We start from the raw sequence: 21,847 nt of genomic DNA on the forward strand, positions 1-21,847 counted from the left end.
TTGCATACACCCTAAAAAATGTCTGCAAGAAAAAGTACAGGTGAATTTAAAATTATAACATTTTAGTCGGCTCCATGAAGCCATATCAGGTTTTATAATTAGCCCTTCAAATTATTTTGTATTTTTGGTTAAATGCTCCGATTCCATGAATATGAATTGCATTCAGGTAAAGGAATTTTAGATAAATCTGTCTAAAATGTAAACTAAACTAACGATCGTTATTAAAACAATTGTTTCAATACTTCTTGATTTAGAGGAAGTGATATAAGAAATACCGGCCGGATTTGAAATACCGGAAAATCCCTGAATTATTATACTTTTGCAGCTGGTTTCGGAAACAATTTTATTTTCAATTAAATTTCAGCATGGAAATAGCGAACAGTAAAATTCTGGTCATCGGTGGCGGAGGATTTATCGGCAGTTTTGTCGTTGAAGAATTACTAAAACACCCGGTTGCCGAAGTAGTGGTGTATGACAATTTTACACGGGGAAAACGGGAATACCTCGATAAAGCACTGACCGACAGTCGTTGTTCTTTATTTCCTTTTGGAGGCGACATCCGGGATGTGGACATCCTCGATACCGCTGTTCAGGGCAAAGATTACGTCATTTGTCTTGCGGCCATGTGGCTGCTGCATTGTAAGGATTACCCCAGAACGGCCTTTGAAGTCAATATAGCAGGAACCTTCAATGTGCTGGAAGCCTGTGTAAAACATAAAGTCAAAAAGCTGATCTGGTCTTCGTCTGCTTCAGTATATGGCGATGCTGTTGAAATCCCGATGACCGAAAATCATCCATTCAACAATAAAAATTTTTACGGGGCTACAAAAATTGCAGGTGAAGCCATGTGTACGGCTTTCAACGACCGTTACGGATTAGCCGTCATCGGACTCCGCTATATGAATGTTTACGGTCCACACCAGGACCAGACTGCTGCTTATACGGGAGTGATTCCCATCATGTTGAACAAGATCGATGCCAACGAATCCCCGGTAATCAATGGAGACGGATCACAGGCTTACGATTTTATTTATGTGGAAGACGTGGCGCGTGCTAACGTCTGTGCACTAATATCCGATACTCAATCCGGATTTTACAACGTGGGTACCGAAGTCCAAACTTCCATCCGGGAATTATGCGATTTGATTCTCGAACTCAAAAACTCAGATCTGACGGTTCAATACAAACCTTATTCAGCAGACGATGCACGGGCCCTGGTGCAGAACCGGATCGGCTCGAGACAAAAAGCAGAAGCAGAGCTTGGATTTAAATATAACTACTCGTTGAGAGAAGGCCTGATGAAGTTAATTGACTGGAGAGAGGCTTCAAAAATATCGTGAATCGCAACTACATTTGCGTTTCAAATTCTATTATTTTGAGTCAAAGAAAATACATTCAAATTTCGCAACCTTCCATGGGCCAGGAAGAATGGGAAGCCTGTAAAGGACCCATATTCTCGGGATGGATGACGCAGGGCCCACAAGTAGCGGCATTTGAAAAACGATTTGCTGAAATCCATCAGGTGAAAAATGCAATTGCCGTTTCCAATTGTACAACAGCCTTGCATCTGGCATTGCTTGCCGTGGGAATTAAACAGGGAGATGAGGTCCTCGTTCCGGCTTTTACCTGGGTTTCTACAGCCAATGCAGCCATGTATTGTGGTGCCAAACCCGTGTTTGTCGATATCGATCTTCACACTTTTAATGTAGACCCCTTAAAAATTCACGAAAAAAGGAATTCAAAAACAAAAGCAATTATACCGGTACATCTGTTTGGTCTTTGTGCCGATATGGATGCTGTAAAAGCCGTTAGTGAAGGATTGTCGATCATCGAAGATGGAGCTTGTGCTGCCGGAGCTCATTACAAGAACAAACCCGCCGGAGGATTGGGCGATGTGGGTTGCTTTTCGTTTCATCCCCGCAAATCGGTGACCACAGGAGAAGGAGGCATGCTGACTACAGATGACGACAACATCGCAGAAACCCTCAACAGACTTCGAAATCACGGTGCTTCCATTTCAGAAGAGCAAAGGCACAAAGGACCTAAACCCTACATTCTTCCCGAATTCGAAATGGTGGGTTACAACTACCGGATGACGGATCTGCAAGGTGCTGTCGGGAATGTACAACTCGAAAAACTGGATGGATTCATTCAGTACAGAAATCAGTGGGCCGCCTATTATGAAGAAGCCTTTAAAAATATTTCCTGGATCAGAACTCCGAAAACACCCGATGGATACAGACACGGATGGCAATCCTATGTCTTGTTTATCGATGAAGAAAAGGCGCCTGTACGCCGCAACGAATTGATGGAATTTCTACAAAACAAGGGAATTGCCACACGACCAGGAACGCATGCCGTGCACATGCTTCAGTTTTATAGGAACACATTTGGAATTCAAGCTGAGGACTTTCCTAACGCCCGTAAGGCTGACCAACAATCAATGTCCATACCACTCCATAATTTGATGGAACCAGAAGATTTTCATTACATCGCAGATTGTATTCAATCAGTAAAATAATCCATCATCCATGTGCGGACTCACCGGCATCTTTCATTTAGACGGTCAACGCGTTTCAGAAACTGCGTTGAACCAGATGACCGACGCGCTCGCACACAGGGGTCCGGATGGTAGAGGAACATATATCCACGAAAACATCGGACTGGGCCACAGACGGCTTTCCATACTCGATGTAAGTCATCTTGGAGCTCAACCCATGTTGTCTGCTGATCAAGACTGGGTTTTGGTGTTTAATGGCTGTGTTTACAATTTTAAATCGCTCAGACAAGAACTGATCTCTCTGGGATACCGGTTTAAATCGAATTCGGATACAGAAGTTATTGTCGAAGGCCTCAGCCGCTTTGGCCCGGATTATTTTCAACTCTTCGACGGCATGTTTGCGATCGCCGCACTCCATAAAAAATCAAAAACACTTTATTTATCCAGAGACCGGTTCGGTGTAAAACCCCTGTATTACTTTTTTGGCAATCAAACTTTATTGTTTGGATCTGAAATCAAAGCCATACTTCAGCATCCCTCATACCAGATTAATCTAAATATTCCGGCGCTCAACGAATATTTTACTTTTCAAAATTTATTCAGATATCACACCTTGTTTGAAGGGATCTACATGCTTCCGGCAGCAAATACTCTGGCTATAAATCAAAGCACAAAACAGTTGCAGCACCAGGCCTGGTGGGATTACAATTTTACAGCTACGGACGAATCTATGGATTTTGAAGAAGCCAAATTGGAAACCGAGCGCTTACTTCAAAATGCAGTTACGAGACAAATGGTGTCCGATGTTCCCATCGGAAGTTATTTGTCCGGAGGAATGGATTCCGGGGCCATTACAGCTTTGGCCAGTAAACAAGTACCCAGGATTACCACGTTTACCTGTGGATTTGACATGAGCAGTGTTACGGGTGTGGAAGCCAATTACGACGAGCGACGCGATGCTGAACTCATGGCCAATCATTTTAAAACAGAGCATTACGAGCAGGTGATCAACGCAGGAGATCTTTCCTGGTCCTTGCCGCGCGTGGTCTGGCATCTCGAAGACCTGCGGGTAGGAATGAGTTATCCCAATTATTACATCAGCAGACTGGCTTCGAAATTTGTAAAAGTTTGCTTGCAGGGAACAGGAGGAGATGAATTGTACGGCGGATATCCGTGGAGATATTACCGCGTATTTCAATCTATCGACAAACAGGATTATTTTGATCAGTATTACGGATTTTGGCAGAGACTGGTCCCCGAAGAGCAAAAAAATCAACTATTCAACGAATCTTTAATTCCAAATATTGATCAGGATGGTCCTCGGACAGCTTTCGAAAGGGTTTTTCTCTTTAACGATCGCTTGCGGTACGATACTCCGGAACAACATATTCAGAACAGTCTTTATTTCGAAATCAAAACCTTTCTCACCGGGTTGTTGGTCGTTGGCGATAAACTGTCTATGGCTAATGGATTGGAGGAAAGATTTCCGTTTTTGGACAATGCCCTGGTGGATTTTGCACAAAAAATTCCGGTCAGGCATAAACTTGCCGACCTGGAGAAATTGAAAAAAATGGACGAGGATGTTTTTGGAAATAAGAAACAGCTTTACAAAGAATTTAAGGATGGCAAGAATGTACTCAGGAAAGCACTCGAAGATTTTATACCTGAGAAAATCATAAATCGTCCAAAGCAGGGATTCAGTGCTCCCGATGAAAGCTGGTACCGGGGAGAAAATGCACACTACATCCGAGAATTGCTCTTGAATAAAAAAACGGTTTCAACCGATTATATCAACAAAGATTATATAGCCAGGATCCTGGATGAACATTTTCATCATCGGATCAATCACCGCTTATTGATCTGGAGTCTGATGAACTTTGAATGGTGGTGCAGAATTTTTCTGCATGGCGAAAAAATTTAAGCCCGACTGCTTTTTCCACGGCCGGGCCTAAATATCCTAAATCAGAAAATTGTATTAATTTCTGTTATAACCCAGCATCCAGCCAATCGCTCCACCGGTAAGAGCGCCCATCAAAGAGGACACGATCAGGTTGATAAAAACGATTCCATAGCCTGTGTAAAAAGTGGTACTGGCCAGAAATTGAAAATCAAAACCCAGAGAAATACAGGCACTGACTACAGCACCGGCAATGGCTCCAGTCTGGAACGTTCTGATATTTGCCCAACGTTCAAAAATGATCGCTATGGAAAGCGACATAAAGATCCCGCTGATAAAATAAAACAGGATGTTTTGCTGGTCTTCGGGAAGCATCATGGCTTTAGCCGCATCAGAAATATTGGCTTCCATCAAATTTTTAAAAGCAATGGCATATACCGCCCATCCTGCTAAAAAGTTTACCAGGGCTCCCACGAGGGTCGCCAAAAGCAATTTCGTTGTGTTCATTTTGTTTGAGTTTTTAAAATTTTTGAAAATTAAAAATAAGACTTTTTTAATTACATAAAGTATTTTTTGAATTGCACCAAATTTGTCTTCCTTGGATGGGAATTAAATTAGGTCGTATATTGGCTGGCGATTTGAGTCTATCTGTATGATCCTCAGAATTTTCGGAAAAATACTCCAGAAATGGATCGCTCAGCGTCAGCGTGCAATTCGAGCAAAATTTCATCGGACCTTACCGGCTAATGAACTCATGGTGGATCGGTGGGAAAAAGCCCGGCAATTGGGATTTGGGGAAGGCACCAGTATTTATGACAGTGCATTGGTTTTTGGAGATGTTCAGATTGGTTCTCAAACCTGGGTCGGTCCTTTTGTAATCCTTGAAGGCACAGGCGGATTAAAAATTGGCAACAATTGTTCGATTTCTGCTTCCGTACACATTTATACACACGACACCGTACAATGGGCTATAAGCGGTGGACGGTCAAGTTACGAATATGCTCCCGTCGAAATTGGGAACAACTGTTATATTGGTCCGCATTGCGTTATAGCGAAAGGTGTTACTTTAGGAGATGGCTGCGTGGTTGGAGCCAACAGCTTTGTAAACAGTTCATTTGGACCCGGGATTAAATTAGCAGGAAATCCGGCAAAAGAAATTTAATACATGACATTGCATTTACAGGAATTATTTGAAATGCCCATCGGGATCGAAGGCAACCTCATTGAAACTACGAAATCCGGAACCGCCATTCAGGACAACCAACTTCAGACCAAAGATGTATTTTCTGAAAAATGGAGCTCAACGCACAGTCTGGAAGAAGTAGAAAAATTGTTTGAAACTCAAAGGGAATGGTTTCTTAAGTTGTATGGATTTGACAGCGAAGAAAATCTCCAAAATTATTTACAAAACAAAAAACTAATTATCGATACGGGATGTGGTTTGGGTTATAAGGCAGCCTGGTTTGCAAAACTCGCACCTCATGCAACGGTCATCGGCATTGACATTTCAGATGCAGCTCAAATTGCAGCTGAAAGTTATCAATCTATTCCTAATCTCTTTTTCTTACAAGCCGACATTGCTGCGACTGGTCTTCGGCCTCATTCCTGCGATGTGGTCGTTTGCGATCAGGTCATCATGCATACAGAAAATCCCGAGTACACTTTTAAGCATTTATCCTTATGTACTGCTGAAAATGGTGAATTCCTCTGCTACTTCTACCGGAAAAAAGCATTACCACGCGAATTGATAGACGATTATTTCCGCAAAGGCACCCATGAAATATCTAATGAAGAGATGTGGAAATTTTCTGAGCAGCTGACCGAATTGGGAAAAAGGCTTTCTGAATTGAATGTCCGATTCGAATGCCCTGATATTCCGCTCATAGGAATCAAGGGTGGCGAATACGATATTCAAAGATTTATTTATTGGAACTTTTTGAAATGTTTTTGGAGAGAAGACTGGGGCTTTGATCTTTCAAAAATCACCAACTACGATTGGTATGCACCCAGCAATGCCAGGCGTTTCAGTAAGGAAGAAGTCATGAATCTTGCCCGGGAAAACAACATGGAAGCAAGATTTTTCCACGAAGAAGAAGCTTGTTATTCGGCATGTTTCAGGCCTGTACACGGATTCATCTAAAAATAAATAGAATCACATTATGACCTTACAGCAATTTTTCAACTGGATTCAGGAAAATCCCATGATGATTTTGTATTATTTTGCTTTGATTTTTCTGTTCACCATTTTGTTAAACACGCTTGCAGAAAACAAAGGACAGCTTTACCCCTGGAATTGGATGTACAGCATTGTGCTTTATCTGGTTTGCATTCCCGGAATCTTCGCGATCACGCTCAATATTTATTTTTTTTTATTTGAAAAGAGAAGCATTATGGAAACTGAGTTGCTTCTGCAAATTTTTCCGGTATTCATGATGTTTGCCATCATTTACTTTATAAGGAAAAATGTACAACTTGGCGATATTCCAGGATTTGAACGATTGTCAGGTCTTATGTGGATTATTTCCATTCTTTTGTGCCTGATGTGGGTCATCGACAGGACTCATCTTTATGCCATCAGTTTTGTACCTTTTTATTATGTTCTGATATTCCTGATGATATCCATTTTTTTACTTCGGTATTTTTCAAGAAGTTTATCAAAATAAAACACCTTCCACAGATATTAAAATAAAAAGACCACTCAACCTGATGCTGAATGGTCTTTAACGCCGGTAAAATAGTTTTCTCTATTTAAGGACGGTCAATGCCAGACGCTCATTGATTCCGCCTGCCTTTAGATCTATTGAGTACAATCCGCCTGGGATCAGATTCAAGTCAATAAAGATTTTCTTAGCATTTGCATTTTTATCTAAAGAATACTCGCGATTCATAAACTCGCGACCATAGATATCGGTCAATTTCATATGAACAGTTCCATAAATCTTTTCATCAAAATTTATAGTTACATATTCCTTTGTTGGATTGGGATAAATCCATGCCATTGCAGCTGGTAAGCGATCCTGGCTACTGATGTCCGATTCATTGCTCATGGTGTAACCACCATCCGGACGCAAGGCAATGATGCGATAGATATATTTCCCTTTTGTTGTACCCCCGGGCGCGTTAAAATTGAATAAACACCGATTTTGATTCTCCGTTGATTTTTCGTTTCGATACACAGCCAGATATTCAAATTGGCTGGAGCCCGGTAATTTTCTTTCAATTCTAAAAGCAGATGCACAAAGGTTATCTTCCATTGTCCAAACTAACGTATGTTTGTTTGGATCGATTCCCGTTTCGCTAATACTTGTTTCCAAATGTATGAATCCGGTATGAGATTGCGAAACTTCCAGATCCTGCTGATAAAGAACCAGATCTTTGGTGTTAACTTTTAGCCCAAAAGCCGGATTGTACATGGCTGCACCAATATCTTTTATAGTGTCACAGGAACTTCCCGTGAGTTTATAAGAAGTCCATTCGCCGTAATCTTCAGTTAAATCTGAATCTCTGGATGGGTCGCTTCCCTGCAATACCGGAGAAAGCACAAAATCATTCAGACGTGCGACTTTAACATAGTACTCTCCTGGTTCAGCACAGAAACTATAGAATCCATCGTGTACGAACCTGGAGTTGTTGGAATAAGTTTTTACACGTGCATACAGGGTATTGGATGGCAATTTGAACAAATAAACATAGAGTCCATTGATCCCGTTTTCTGTATTTTGTTGTATCCCGTCTTTATTTCCATCATAGAAAACAAATCCCGAGATCGGAATACATTTGTACAAGCCCAGGTCCCAGCTAAGATCTTCCTCTCCTGCAGTCAGATTTGTATTGGGTGTAGCATTGGTACCATTATCAGATCCCGGATCGCTGTCTTTGTCGTCCGTGCCTACGTCTCTTTTGGTCATGGTATATCCTGGAGGGATAATAAATTTTATAAAATAATTTCCAGGTAGAATATTATCAAATAGATATTTTCCGGAACTATTAGTTTTTGTAGATTTTACAAAAATCTTTGTATTCGCATTATAAAGCTCGACCATAACATTGGCTATGCCTTCCTCACCTGTTTCCTGAATTCCATTTGCATTTTTATCGTGCCAGACACAGTCACCAATTTTTGCACGCAATCCAAATCCTGCCACATCGTGATCATCTTCATCCTGGTTGACAGACAAACCACCTCCAATAATATTATTATCATCCGGGTCACCAGGTTTTATAGCTCTTTCGTGGGGCCCATCAGAACCCGGTTTGCTGTCGGCATCCAGCATACTGATATCCATTCCGGTTGTATCAAATGCCTGTAATATTTCTGCCCAGTTAAAAAAGTCAGACAATTCGTTACTGGGCAACGAAAGTAAACGGATATCCACAGAATCAATATCTCCTTGATTGAAAACCCGGTTAAATCTGTATTCAGCTCTGGATCCGTTTAAGGTCCAACCCGGATTCTTAGTAGGCAACCACTGATATCCGATATTCAAATAATCACCTATGAGGATAGAAGTAGCCGGTAGATTTCCCTGATTAAATACTTTAATCCTGAAAATAGCCGTGTCCCCGTTCGGTTCGAGACTTTCCTTTCGCAAAGCCAAATCATGTATAAGTATCATGGCCGGATCATGATCGTCTTCATCCATCACACCATCGCCATCAGAATCCTGTCCATCATCATCAATAAAATTATCAGTGACAGTATTTGGAATTCCTCCAGGGTCGTTGTTCCGGTTAAAATCGTATTTAGAATCGAGATCCAGCAAATAAATTCTGTTTTCAAAATCTACGGCCCTGACAATTTCTGAAAGGTTTACCAAATTGAAAACTCCGCCTGGATATTGGTGAATTTTCAAATTAATAAATAACCTGACGCTATCACCTGGATTGAGCAATGTATCTTTTGTATAAGTTGCTGTATGAGTACCTGCATCGTAAATCCACCCCGGGTTGTCAATCCAACTCAGGCCATTCGGTAAATAGTCGACAACAGAAAATTGGATGGCCGGTACATTTCCCTGATTGTAAACATTGATGGAAAACAAAGCGGTATCTCCATATTTTACAGGGAGTGCCCCGTGATATAATTTACATAAGGCCAAATCAAAAATGCTCGGTGCAGCCGGATCGTGATCATCTTCTTCTCCTCCCAGATCCTGCGAATTGATGTCGTTGTCTTCCGGAGAACCTGGTAAAACAGAGCGTTCCACAACATTGTCCGAACCCTCCCTACTGTCAAAATCCTGGCCTGTTCTGTCAAGCGAATCCAGATTTTGGGATCCAACAATTTCGGCAAAGTTTATCCAATTATTAAAATCGTGAGTAGCCTTCAATTTCAGGTAAATACTAACCTTCAGGCTGTCTCCTGGATTGATTCGATCCATCATGATATGTTCTGCATGATCGCCGTCTAATTTCCAGTGTGTATTTTTTGCATGAACAAATTCATATCCAGAAGGGATGTGATCGCGAATGCCCACGCGTCCTGCTGAGTCCGTTCCCTGGTTATATACCGTAATTTCAAATTCAAGCTCTTGTCCAATGACATGGGGTTGTGGATTTAATAATACTTTCTTCAAAGCCAAATCCCAAACAAATGTACTTGCCGGATCTTTGTCGTCTTCATCTGTGATGCCATCTTTATTGGAATCCATGCCATCATCGTCAATATGATCATCTGATGGCGTTGAAATATTTCCACCGGCATCATTATTAATATCCATATCGTGTTCGCTGTCAAAATCATCCTGTAAAATATTCAGAATATGATGGAGCGTAACAATAAATGCATTTTTAACCTCGGCCATGTTGACCCAATCTGCCGGATCCGTCGTTGGCAATACTTCAAGGGTAATGGTTTTTACCACAGAATCTCCCGGATTGATAATAATTGGAATTTCAGTAGTTACCATGTTATTTCCGATCGGATTCCACTCCGGATTATCTGCCTGATGAAAAACATACCCTTTCGGTATATAATCTACCAAAGTAATATTCTGCGAAGGCACATTGCCCTGATTATATAACCAGATATTGAAATCAATTTTTTGATGGTATCCTGTTGCCAATGCATTCGCTTTGACTTTGCGCAAAGCCAAATCAAAAATAATCGTAGTCGCTACGTCGTGATCATCTTCGTCTTCGTTTGGATTCGTTCTGCGATGCCCCTTTAGAAAATCATCTTCCGGGTCAAATGGCTTTACCTGATTATCATTTCTGCGATCGCGGTCAGGATTTGAATCTTTATCAACCGGTGGAATGTGATTTGGCGATTCGAATTGCGTAATTTCAGCCGCATTGATGACATCATTGACATTTTTGAAACCGGCGTGAATTCTGATGATCAGATCTGTGATTACACTATCTCCGGGTTTAATAGAATCGATGACATGCGTCAAGGTGCTATCATTAATAAAATTCCATTCCGGATTGAGAATCGGGTCAAATGTATAAGTCAAAGGCATGTAATCCGTGACTTCAATCTGATGAGCGGTAATGCTACCCTGATTGTAAACGGCGATCCTGAAAGCAACGTAATCGCCATTTTTTGCTGTTGTAGAAGTGATTTCGTATTTTCGAAGGGCCAGATCAAAAAAGTCGAAATCTGTACAAACCGTATCCTTTTGATCCGGAATTCCATCGCTGTTGATGTCCAGAGTTGATTCATTAAAAATTCCAAAACCCGCAAGAAATTCACCTTGCTGATTCTTTTTGCAGGCCTGGTAATAATTATCACCTGAACTTCCACTGCTATAATCCAGATCTAAATGTATTTCTATGTAAAAACTATCTGTAGAAAACGCATTCAGATTTCTACCATTGGCCAGTAACCAGCCAGTAATACCAGGATTTGTAGATAAATTGTTCGGTGCTCCCTGATTTATTTGGAATCCTGCATGTTTAATGACGAGATCATCCTCAAAATTTGGAATGTCGTACAAATCATAAGTTCCTGTTGCCCCTCCTTTATTCTGCACGACGATCAGATAATTCGCGATGATAGATTCATCTGCCTGTTTTATTTTGGACAGCAATACTTTTTCGTGTTTAATCTGCGGCAGGTCCCCACAAGATGTATCTCTTTTTTCCGGACGAAAATCGTTGTTTAAATCGAGCATGACCGCGTTAAAAAGGCCTTCACCAATTCGTGGAATAAGACTGTTTTGAAATCCGCAGACCCGATATATATTATTTCCCAGTGTATTGAGATCAAAATCCATCAGTACTTTCAAATCCATTTCAAAACTATCCGTTTCTCCAACGAGGATTTCCTGATTGCTGGCAAGGAGCCAACCATCAACGGGCACTATGTTTGGCAATAATCCTCCTGCACCGGTATTAGAAATAAAAGATGCATTTTGAATAATGATATCGTCTTCGAATGTTGGCCTGTCTAATAAATTATATTGTCCGGCTGCTCCTCCTTTGTTCTTGATTGTGACCAAATATTTTAAAGTATAAGCTTCAAGACTTGTCTGCTCAACATCTGTTAATGTCTTATTCAATTCCAGATAAGGTATATCAGTACATATAGTATCTGCAAGATCGAATTGACCATCACCATCAAAATCCAGTAAGGCACGGTTAAATAAACCCTGACCGGATTGTAGTAAATTTCCTGCTGAACCACAGGAGGTGTAAATATTGTCGCCATCAGAACCGGGATGTAAATCGATACGGACATTCACAGTAAGAAACACCGTATGTTTTACACCTGGTGCGATGAGTTGGTTGGAAATAATAGTCCATGGTCCTGTTCCGAACAATGCTCCTCCCCCTTTTCCCGGAATGTTGGTGGTATAAAAAGCTGCCAAAACTTTGATATCATTATCAAAGCCCGGAATATCCTGCAATGTATAAGTTCCGGTTTCATTTCCATGATTTTCAATTTCAATCCGGTAGACAATGTTATGTGAAGCATCAGATTGAATCGTATTAGAGACCAGATTTTTTTGTACGCTGATATTGGGCCTTGGACAAATTGAGGGAGTGGTAAACAGTGAATCCAGACAATCAAAATTATCCGCATCTCTGATCTCAACTTTGTAGGTGGTCACTCCGTCCGCATGAAATTCCGAATTGGGTGCCATGCCGACCAGAATGGCAGAACCATAAGACGCACTACCTAAAACATTTCCATTCAACAACACTTCATACCTGCTGGTAGGCCCTGCCTGTGCATTATCAGCGCTTACCAGAACTGCAAACCAATCGTCAGCAGGATCATTTACTGTACCATTGTTGTTGCATTCTGTTTGTAAAAATGTATTTACCTGCAATCCGCAGCATTCAACAATTTGGACTCTGTAATTGCATTGTTGCCAGATAGTGTCGCCATATTGGTCGATGGCATAATAATAATAAGCTTCATAATTATCATCCAGACCCAAAAATGTTTTATCAAACAGCAAGCTTTCTGTATTTCCAACGATGGTTTGGGTAGTACTGTCAAACCAGCAATAGTGAACCATTCCGGGTATAGCTAAAAGTTGTACCAGCGCATCTCGATTGCTGCACAGCTTTTGAACCGGCGGACAACAATTTGCAGGTTGATCGTAGGCAGCCACAGAATCAACCCTGCAGTGCTGATCAAAAATGTAATAGGCTCTGATATTCACATCCTGGATTCCATGGGAAGCCAGATTTTTGAATTGAACTTGAATCTGTCCATCTGGTTTTCCTTTGACAATTTTAGTTTCACCTGTTGACAGTTCAATAAAAATATCACCGACCGGACAATTGCTTGCGTCAAGTTGAAATTGGAGATCAAATCCGTTGGTTAATGGGTTGCAAGCGGAAATGACCAGTCCAGACAACGATACTTTTCCGGGCCTGGTCTGAAAAAATCCAAAATCAAATGAATGATCGTTTTGTCCGCTGATACCGGTTTGGAGATCAAGAATAACATCGCCATTTAAATCAGTTTTTCCATCTGAATCTGTCTGATCGTTATTGGGAACACCATCATCCGGTGGTGACAATACAAAACCATTCAAAGCAGCCTGAGTGGCTGGCGATGGGATTTTTAGTTGAAAAGCTGTTTGCGGAGTAAGCTCTGTTAAACCATAAACAAAAGCATTGGGATAAGGATTTATTGGAGGTGCAGGTTGGTTTGAAAAAATATAATGACCAAATTCATTGGTGGTAGCAGTGGCAATCAGCAGGTTGTTTTTATAAAGTTCAATTTCAACGCCTGGAATTGGTGGTTCAGTTGGATCCTGAATTCCATTATTATTCCGGTCGGACCAGATGTAATTACCAATTTCCAACGGAGCTGCTTTGCTGAAAATTTTCATGTCTCCCAACGCATTGCTTTTTCCTACGAGCAAACCAAAATCTTTTGGGATGATGACATATCTTTTTTCCCAATCACCGGAGGTATTATTTAAATGCATCACCCCACTGGTAAAGGGTCCAAATGGATCGACACAACTGGTGACCACATTTCTGAATCCAGGACACAAACTCAAAGCGCCGTTTACACTTTCGCGTTCGACTGTAACTCCTGCCACTGAAATAGCATGATCGCCGAAATAAAATTCACCACTACCCGGACCAAAGCCGGTGTTTCTTCCCGCAGTTTCTATAACGCCATCATTCGCATTATTTTCTAATATAAATTGTTGTTGGTTGTTGTCGTACCGGGCCCGAAGTATATCACCAAAGCTGATTATGGTATGGATTCCATTACCATTGAGATCGTGTTGATTGATTCCACCTTGCATGGAATATCTATCCATAATTCCCAAAATCATTACATCCTCACTTTCAAATTCAATATCAGACAACACTGGTTGAGGATACTGACAGAAAATATCGCCTCCGTCAGGACAGTCCCCATTCCATGTATCAAGCCAGGGATTAAAATTGATTTTATTGGTAAATGCGGGATAGTCTAATGGGAAACTGAGCACTTCTGTAAAAATTTCGGTGGAAGGATCAAATGCATACACATAAGCCTGCAAATCAGCAGCTGTTCCCGCAGCTCCGGAAGCATCACATACGACCCCTACGTACAGAATACCCCGGTGCATTTTTACTGCCCAGGGTCTGAAAGTTCCATTTGCACAACCGGGATCCGGTATGGCAAAAGAATCTACATCACTGGCATTCGGTGTTTCATAGGGCAAATTAATAAACACGGAATACAACTTCCGTGTATGTAAACTTACAATATATAAGGTTTTTTCATCTTCTGAAATTTCCATCCCGCCATAGGAAATCTTGCCAACAAAACTGTATGATAATGAGTCGGTAGATACCGGAGGAATTTGTAAAGGCAAATTCCTTTGGGTATTGTCTGGAAAATTCCCGGATGGCACACCAATGGAATTTAAATCTATAAGAGGCATGGCACTATTGGCCTGCATGTTCAATTCGTAAAGCCCTCCATAAGAAAGGGGGCCGATGCCACTATGCCTTTTTAGAGCGGCAGAAGTAAAAATTTTACCACTGGATTTTTGGACTGCAACTCCCCAACAGCTACCAATCTGGCTACCGGTTCCCAAACTTACAGCATTGCTGGCAAGTCCGCCATGCTGTGCTTGAATGATCTCGGTATTGGTTTTACCCCCGGCCTGATAATCGAATTTGATGAATGCATCAAAATTCACGAATGCAGACTGCGGATCGAGTGGATCTCCCATTACATAACAAGGCGTTACAATTTGAGGATCCACGCAATAATCACCAGGATAGTTTATGCCATAAGAAAGACTTGCAGGATTGGTTAGAATGAACTGGACCGAAGTGCTGCTTGAATTTTGCAAGGCGTTGGCGGGGGCAGAAAAATCAAAGGCTTTTGTTTGCCTGAATTCAACCCGGTAAGGAGCCTGATCAATGGGATTTGCAATAAATCTCCCCCATTCATCCGTAAAACTGATGCTGGTGTTTCCCTGGAGTCCGGTGATGATTACCTGTACACCTTCAATCCCGGGTTCATAATAACTTAGGCTTGAATCTCTTGAACTATTTGCATTGTAATCCCTGTAAACGGTTCCTGAGATTTGCGAGTTAAGTGCTGAATAACAACACATTAAAGCAAGAAGGATCTTGAATCTGAATGGGGATTTTAGGTACATGACAATCTATTAGGCACAATACAGGAAGCAAAAACTGTACCATATATTTTAAATTAATATAATATCATCGTCCCCTTCCAAAGACATGAAGTCTCTAAAAGCTTAGAATCTAAAGAACTAATATGTTGGAATTTGACTTGAAAATTAATAGGATGCGATCAATCTGGCCAGGTATTCACCATAGGGGCTTTTCCCCAACAGAACAGCTTGTTCTTTTAGTTTTTCTTTATCTATATAGCCCATCAAAAAGGCCACCTCTTCGGGGCAACCTATCTTCAGACCCTGCCTTTGCTCAATAACCTGAATGAATTGAGAGGCCTGCATTAATGACTCGTGAGTACCTGTATCCAACCAGGCGATACCACGTCCCATGACGCCTACCGTTAATTTTCCCCGATTTAAATATTCTTTATTGACATCGGTAATTTCATATTCACCCCTGGAGGAGGGTTTTAAATTTTCAGCTATTTCGACGACGGAGTGATCGTAAAAATAAATACCGGGTACAGCAAAGTTTGATTTTGGATTTTTGGGCTTTTCTTCAAGCGAAAGCACGCGATTGTCTGCATCAAATTCAACAACGCCATAACGTTCAGGATCTGCTACCGGATAAGCAAAAATGACAGCCCCATCTGGTGATGCTTTGCTTCGAAGCAATTCTGGAAATTTACTCCCATAGAAAATATTATCTCCAAGAATCAAACAAACAGGATCTCCGCCGATAAATTCTTTCCCCAATACAAAAGCCTGAGCCAGACCGTTAGGGACCAACTGTTCTTTATAGGATAAGCGGATTCCAAACTGGTCGCCGTCTTTGAGCAATTCTTTAAATTTAGGAAGATCAGCCGGAGTTGAAATGATGAGAATATCTTTTATCCCCGCCAACATTAAAGTTGAAAGAGGATAATAAATCATAGGCTTGTCGTAGACTGGCATCAACTGTTTACTCATAGCCAGTGTAAGAGGATACAATCTTGTACCATGACCTCCAGCTAATATGATTCCTTTCATTTTTCTCTTTTTTTATGCTACCGAAATAAATGATTCAAACCGACATTATTTTTTTTCAATTAATTTCACTATGGCATTAATCATATCCAAGACCGGCTTAAATTCTTCATTTGTAATTAAGGCTCCCTTTTCCAGCTTATGCAACAATGCATCTGATTCCCTGATGGCTTTGCCGCAGTGCAACATGGTAAAATTCGTCTTCAATTCATGCAAACTGTTAAAAATTCTCCTGACATCGCCTTCGCCAATTCTTTTTACAATTTCATCCGATTTCGATCTGGCATCAGAAATCCATTCATGTAACATTTCTTCCAGCAATTTTTCATCCTGAAATGTCAATCCTTTAATAAATCTGGTGTCAATTGAGATTTCCATATGATGTATAGAGTTGCTCATCTCTCGGATAAAAAATAAACTGTGCTCCCAATTCCGACAATACAAAAAGGCAAAAATGTCCCTGGTGTTCGTTGAATACTTTTTGGAAATCAGCAATTTTATCTTCCAAAATGATATTTTTAACAGAAAACTCTTCGAGACTTGATGCATGCACCGACCACAATCCTGAATCGGGACCCGCCTCGATCAACATAACACCCATTTCGAGTTCCTGTTGATGCAAAATAAAGATTGGGTAGTTCGTTAGTTCCTGATCCAGCATGATCTCCAACGCATGATTCAGAGCCTTTCTGTACCTTTTCAGATCCTCTTCCAGCTGCAAATATTTTTCTATAGACCCACTCATGTTCGCAAAGATAATAAGGTCACACTTTCGACGTGATTGGTATGCGGAAACATATCCACCGCTCTGATCTTAATCACCTGATACACTGAAGAAAGCCTGTCGAGGTCTCTGGCCAGGGTAGATGGATTACAACTTACATAGATCAATTTCGAAACCTTAAGTTTGTTCAATTCTAAGCACACACTTTCGTGCAGGCCCATTCTTGGTGGATCTACTACTACAATATCGGGGTCCCCCTTCCCGAGTATCCAATTCGATAATTCAACTGTCTCCGCAACTGCGGTGTGAAACTCGCAATTCTGCAATTGATTGATTGCCGCGTTTTTTTGCGCATCCTCCACTGCCGAAGGCACTGTTTCCAGGCCAATGAGCTTCTTTGCAGTATGGGCCAGATAAATTCCAATACTTCCTACTCCGCAATAGAGATCAACGATCGTTTCACCACCTTTCAAATCACAATAAGATTCTATCAAATTAAACAATACCTGGGCTTGTTTGGGGTTTGTTTGAAAGAAGGACTTCGGCCCAATTAAAAATTTAACGCGATCCCAGACTTCAGTTAAAAATGCATCGCCAAATTTTAATTCCAGATCCAGGTCATATAAACTATCGTTGTATTTGTTATTGATGGCAATGTAAATACTTTTGATTTCCGGAAATTTATCAACCAAAGCTTTTGTAAGCAAATTGATTTTTATGGAATCGGCATATCCAAAACTCAGGATGCACATGATCTCATGGCGGCTTGTGCTCCGAACAGTGAGATTTCTCAAAAATCCATGATGAGTTTTAATATCGTAATATTCCCAATTTTGTTCAAGGCTGAAACTGCGAATAAAATTCCGGATCTCATTCGACTTCCCTCCCTGATGAAAGCAATGATGAATGTCTACTACTTTCTGGAAATGTCCTGGTCTGTGAAATCCTACTGCTTTATTTGAATCGGATTCAGCTTGGGTTTCTCCGCCCAATTTCCATCGATGTTCAGAAAAAGTAAATTCAAGTTTATTTCTGTAATATTCGGTTTCGTTGGCGGCCAGGATAGGTTCAAACACCGCTTCGCGAATTTTCGCAATACGCATAACCGCATCTTTAACCCATTGTTCTTTTTGCAACAATTGTTCTTCGTAACTGATGTTTTGCCAGCTGCAACCTCCACAAACCCCAAAGTGCCGACAGTGTGGAGAAACCCGGGATTTCGAGGGGACGAGTAATTCGTGAATTTTACCGAACCAATTTCCTTTTTTCTTAGCAAAATAGGCCACTTCAATTTCGTCACCGGGCACCGCACCTTCAACAAATACGACCATTCCTTCGCGTGTTCTTCCAACTGCAAAGCCGTTGTTGGCGATGGAGTGAATTTTAACAAACTCATTTTCTCTGTTTCTTCTCGCCATCAATCAATAATTGTAAATTCTATCCTTCTGTTGAGCCTCCTTCCTTCTGATGTTGCATTGTCTGCAACTGGCCGGGATTCGCCAAGCCCTTTTAATTCCAGGCGGTTGAATGCGATGCTTTTTGACACCAAGTAATTGGAAACAGCCTGTGCTCTGAGTTGAGATAGATTTTGATTGTCTGATTCTGTTCCAACATCATCTGTATGGGCTTCAATTCGCATTCTGATTTGACTATTCTTGATTAAAAATTGAGCCAGGGCATCGAGCTCGAACCTGCTTTCCGGCAATAGAACATCAGAGCCGGTTTCAAAAAATATATTTTTAAGAACAAACGGGATTTCCCTGGATGTTTCTGTTTTTGCTAAACCCACTTTTAAGAGCAATGGCTTGTAAATAGATTTGTATTCTGCACAAAGAAACTGATCGGAAAAAAAGTTATAAAGTTCGCGATGTACCTGAATGCCATAATCGGAGCCAGTGGGAAGTGAAAAAATGATCAAGCCTTTGGAATCCGTAGATTGATCCATGACTTTTTTTTGTGTACTGAGATTAAAAATCTTAATATTTGCCTGAAGAGGAGTATTTGTCTGCTTATCGAATACGGCAATCTGAACATAACTCGCAGGAGTAATCTGAAGCGACACGGGCAATTCAATTTCATACAAATCGAGATGAGGTTTCAACTCTGGTTGGTTTACATATTCCTTATCGCTGGCCATCCACGCTGTTTTGCCATCAGGCAATACGATCCATGAAGATTCGTCGCCAATAGAATTAATGGGGAACCCAAGATTTACGGGAGGGGTCCAATGATTGAACGAATCCAATTTACTTACATACAAATCTTTTCCACCCATACCGGTGTGGGCATCGGATGCAAAATACAACGTGTTTCCATTGGGATGTACAAATGGGCTTACATCATCACCAGTCGTATTGACGGGTTCGCCCAGATTCTTGGGGAAACTCCAACTCCCATCTTTTTTTCTGTGTGAAACCCAAAGATCGTGACCTCCCAAAGTACCTTTCCGGTTACTTACAAAATGAAGGGTTCTGCCATTGTTGGAAAGGCAGGCTTGCGATTCATAGGCCGGAGTATTGATTTGTTCTCCCAAATTTCGCGGAGCACTCCATTGCATGCCGTCCCACTGCGTATAATATAAATCGCATCCTCCCAAACCATCCCTCCTGTCGCATGAGGTAAATACCATAAAATTACCGTCAGCCGATACCGTCGGCGAGCCTTCGTTGAATGGACTGTTTAATTCGGTGAGCGCTTGTGGCTGGGACCATCCTGTATCTAAACGGACAGAGACATAAATATCTTCATCGCCCATTGGCGTTCTTCGGGTGAAATAAGCTCTTTGACCTGCTGCATCGATACTGGGCATGTATTCAGAAAAATTTGTACAAAAAGCGCGAATGGTTTTCATTTCGACATTCATCATTTGTTTCACGGCTTCCTTTCCAAAATTTATATTTTTATAAAGCTCCCTTGCTTTCACCAGCAAGTCTTTATTTTCCTTCTCATGAAACAAGAAAACTTCCATGTTACCGGCTGCTTGTAAAAATTTTTCCAAACGGTACTGGACCAGAGCCAAGGTATAATAGACTTTAATTTTGTAAAATGAATCAAGTCTGATGGAATTCTCAAAAGCAATTTCAGCTTTTGAGTAATTTTTTAACTCATAATTTACAGAACCCAGCTGAATAAAAGCATCGATAAATGTGGGAGACTGAGCCGATAGTTTTTCAAATAAAGTTTGGGCTTTGCTCAGATGACCACTCCGGTATTCGTGTTGCGCTTCTTCGTATTTTTTGCGCATCTTGCCTGAAATAGATTTAATCGAATAGACTTCCTGTGCGTAAAGTCCATTTAAAAAAAATAAAAAAACAGGTAAATAAAAAATCCGAAGCATTTCCTTTTTAGATCAAAACGATAAACATCCCGTTTAACGTGTACCTATCAGGCTTGTTGTTCCAAAAATAAGGTGGCGGATGCATCGCCAAGCTCGGCAGCTTTCTTAAGATCCAGGATATAATCTGCTTTTCCGGCGGCCTTTCTGGCCATACCCCGGTGCATAAAGACTTCCGCGGTAATATGAAGATCGGCTTGTTCGTTGGTTTCAAGACTTTTATCAAATGCATCGAGAGCAGCATCTACCTCACCGAGTGCAAACAGGGTCTTGCCGTAATTAAACCAGGTCTTGGAGATGTGTTTGAAATTGGGGTCGGATTCAACAAAATTTTTGGCAACGATCAGTTTAAACTCAAATTTAGCTTTCTCAAATTCCTTAAGCTCCAGATGACAATTTCCTTTAGCCCTTCTGGCAGCCCAGTGAAGAGGCTGAAGAGCGATGGATTGTTTTATAGCATTGTCAAAATTTTCCAGCGCTGAAGCAAAGTCCTTTTTGATCATCAGGGTGCGCCCGATGCCATAATGAGAAGAAGCATTCATGTGATCGAAGTTTACAGACTTTCTGAAATCATATAAAGCATCTTCGTAATTTTTCAAATGGTAATTCACATATCCTCGGATTTCATAAGCCTGAGAATGCCGGTTGTGTTTTTCGATCGCATCCGACAAAAGCTGTATAGCTTCCATTTCTTTTCCTGTCTGCTCCGCCAGTTTTTTTCCTTCCTGATAAAGCATGACCGAAGATTTTTCTCCTTTGGGTTCAATATGGACATGCTGAATTATTTTCCCATTGTCTGTCATCCATGCATTGAGGCTACCGGACACAGAAAACTGAGCACAATATTCAAGGAGGCTAATGGTGTTTTTCCAAATCTTTTCGGAGGTAGTTCCAATAAAGCGATTGATGGTCAGGCTAAAATTTTCAGGTACGAACAATTGTTCGCTTGTCTTGAAAAGCAGCTCTTTTTTATAGAGAACTTCAGACTTTTGTTCAAACAATTGGATGATTTTATGGTAAGATTTCTCATTCCCAAATTCAAACTTACCCTGAACGATCACTTTAAAAAAATTGCCTGGTAGCATAGCTTAAGTAATTAACCCGTTTTCGTTTTGTAAAACTTAATTTTGAATATCCCGAAGGCTTTGCTTTCGCCCAATGCACACCGCAATGTAATTTATCGAATAATAAGAAATATGTATTATCCTGATAATAAAGCCAACTGCAAAGTTCCGAAGAAATTACGACAATATTTTATAATTCGTTCAAAATCAAAGAATTAAATTTTTACCATGCATACAACGCT

Annotated in this window: 14 protein-coding genes; 6 read left to right on the plus strand and 8 right to left on the minus strand. The window is 40.9% G+C overall.

Translation table 11 applies throughout. The features are described 5' to 3' along the window. The first annotated feature begins 365 nt into the window (after positions 1–365). The 3 genes from IPM34_00360 to asnB all read left to right on the plus strand — a co-directional run bounded on the left by IPM34_00360 (position 366) and on the right by asnB (position 4,421). Entirely contained in the window at positions 366–1,340 is a 975-nt protein-coding gene (locus tag IPM34_00360) for an NAD-dependent epimerase/dehydratase family protein (protein MBK8953996.1), read from the plus strand. Between the two features lie 74 nt (positions 1,341–1,414). Further along, positions 1,415–2,521: a DegT/DnrJ/EryC1/StrS family aminotransferase gene (locus IPM34_00365; GenBank protein ID MBK8953997.1), complete on the plus strand. Its 1,107-nt coding sequence runs from the start codon at positions 1,415–1,417 to the stop codon at positions 2,519–2,521. Positions 2,522–2,531: 10 nt separating this feature from the next. Next, positions 2,532–4,421: an asparagine synthase (glutamine-hydrolyzing) gene (gene asnB, locus IPM34_00370; GenBank protein ID MBK8953998.1), complete on the plus strand. Its 1,890-nt coding sequence runs from the start codon at positions 2,532–2,534 to the stop codon at positions 4,419–4,421. Between the two features lie 54 nt (positions 4,422–4,475). Here asnB and IPM34_00375 read toward each other — a convergent pair whose 3' ends face one another. Then, positions 4,476–4,904: a hypothetical protein gene (locus IPM34_00375; GenBank protein ID MBK8953999.1), complete on the minus strand. Its 429-nt coding sequence runs from the start codon at positions 4,902–4,904 to the stop codon at positions 4,476–4,478. Positions 4,905–5,049: 145 nt separating this feature from the next. Here IPM34_00375 and IPM34_00380 point away from each other — a divergent pair, with 145 nt between their 5' ends. The 3 genes from IPM34_00380 to IPM34_00390 are packed head-to-tail and all read left to right on the plus strand — an operon-like array spanning position 5,050 to position 7,060. Further along, positions 5,050–5,559 carry an acyltransferase gene (locus tag IPM34_00380; protein MBK8954000.1) on the plus strand — a complete coding sequence of 170 codons (510 nt, stop codon included), beginning with the start codon at positions 5,050–5,052 and terminating at the stop codon, positions 5,557–5,559. A gap of 3 nt (positions 5,560–5,562) precedes the next feature. Next, positions 5,563–6,537, plus strand: a complete 975-nt coding sequence (locus IPM34_00385; protein MBK8954001.1) for a class I SAM-dependent methyltransferase — start codon at positions 5,563–5,565, stop codon at positions 6,535–6,537. A gap of 19 nt (positions 6,538–6,556) precedes the next feature. Next, entirely contained in the window at positions 6,557–7,060 is a 504-nt protein-coding gene (locus IPM34_00390; protein MBK8954002.1) for a hypothetical protein, read from the plus strand. An 81-nt stretch (positions 7,061–7,141) separates the two neighbouring features. Here the strand turns inward: IPM34_00390 and IPM34_00395 are convergent, their stop codons facing one another. The 7 genes from IPM34_00395 to IPM34_00425 all read right to left on the minus strand — a co-directional run bounded on the left by IPM34_00395 (position 7,142) and on the right by IPM34_00425 (position 21,626). Next, complete coding sequence (locus IPM34_00395) at positions 7,142–15,475, minus strand: DUF11 domain-containing protein (GenBank protein MBK8954003.1); 8,334 nt, start codon at positions 15,473–15,475, stop codon at positions 7,142–7,144. Between the two features lie 144 nt (positions 15,476–15,619). Beyond that, positions 15,620–16,486: a glucose-1-phosphate thymidylyltransferase RfbA gene (gene rfbA, locus IPM34_00400; protein ID MBK8954004.1), complete on the minus strand. Its 867-nt coding sequence runs from the start codon at positions 16,484–16,486 to the stop codon at positions 15,620–15,622. Positions 16,487–16,531: 45 nt separating this feature from the next. Next, positions 16,532–16,861: a hypothetical protein gene (locus tag IPM34_00405; GenBank protein ID MBK8954005.1), complete on the minus strand. Its 330-nt coding sequence runs from the start codon at positions 16,859–16,861 to the stop codon at positions 16,532–16,534. After that, on the minus strand, positions 16,845–17,228 hold the full coding sequence (locus IPM34_00410) for a hypothetical protein (protein ID MBK8954006.1): 384 nt from the start codon (positions 17,226–17,228) through the stop codon (positions 16,845–16,847). The genes IPM34_00405 and IPM34_00410 overlap by 17 nt, the downstream gene beginning before the upstream one ends. Further along, positions 17,225–18,625, minus strand: a complete 1,401-nt coding sequence (gene rlmD, locus IPM34_00415; GenBank protein ID MBK8954007.1) for a 23S rRNA (uracil(1939)-C(5))-methyltransferase RlmD — start codon at positions 18,623–18,625, stop codon at positions 17,225–17,227. The genes IPM34_00410 and rlmD overlap by 4 nt, the downstream gene beginning before the upstream one ends. Beyond that, entirely contained in the window at positions 18,625–20,544 is a 1,920-nt protein-coding gene (locus IPM34_00420; protein ID MBK8954008.1) for a PD40 domain-containing protein, read from the minus strand. The genes rlmD and IPM34_00420 overlap by 1 nt, the downstream gene beginning before the upstream one ends. Before the next feature lie 47 nt (positions 20,545–20,591). Beyond that, positions 20,592–21,626, minus strand: coding sequence for a tetratricopeptide repeat protein (locus IPM34_00425; protein ID MBK8954009.1), 1,035 nt, complete (start codon positions 21,624–21,626; stop codon positions 20,592–20,594). Between the last annotated feature and the right edge of the window lie 221 nt (positions 21,627–21,847).

The sequence above is a fragment of the Saprospiraceae bacterium genome (assembly GCA_016716185.1).
In the GTDB taxonomy this organism is placed as follows: Bacteria; Bacteroidota; Bacteroidia; order Chitinophagales; family Saprospiraceae; genus Vicinibacter.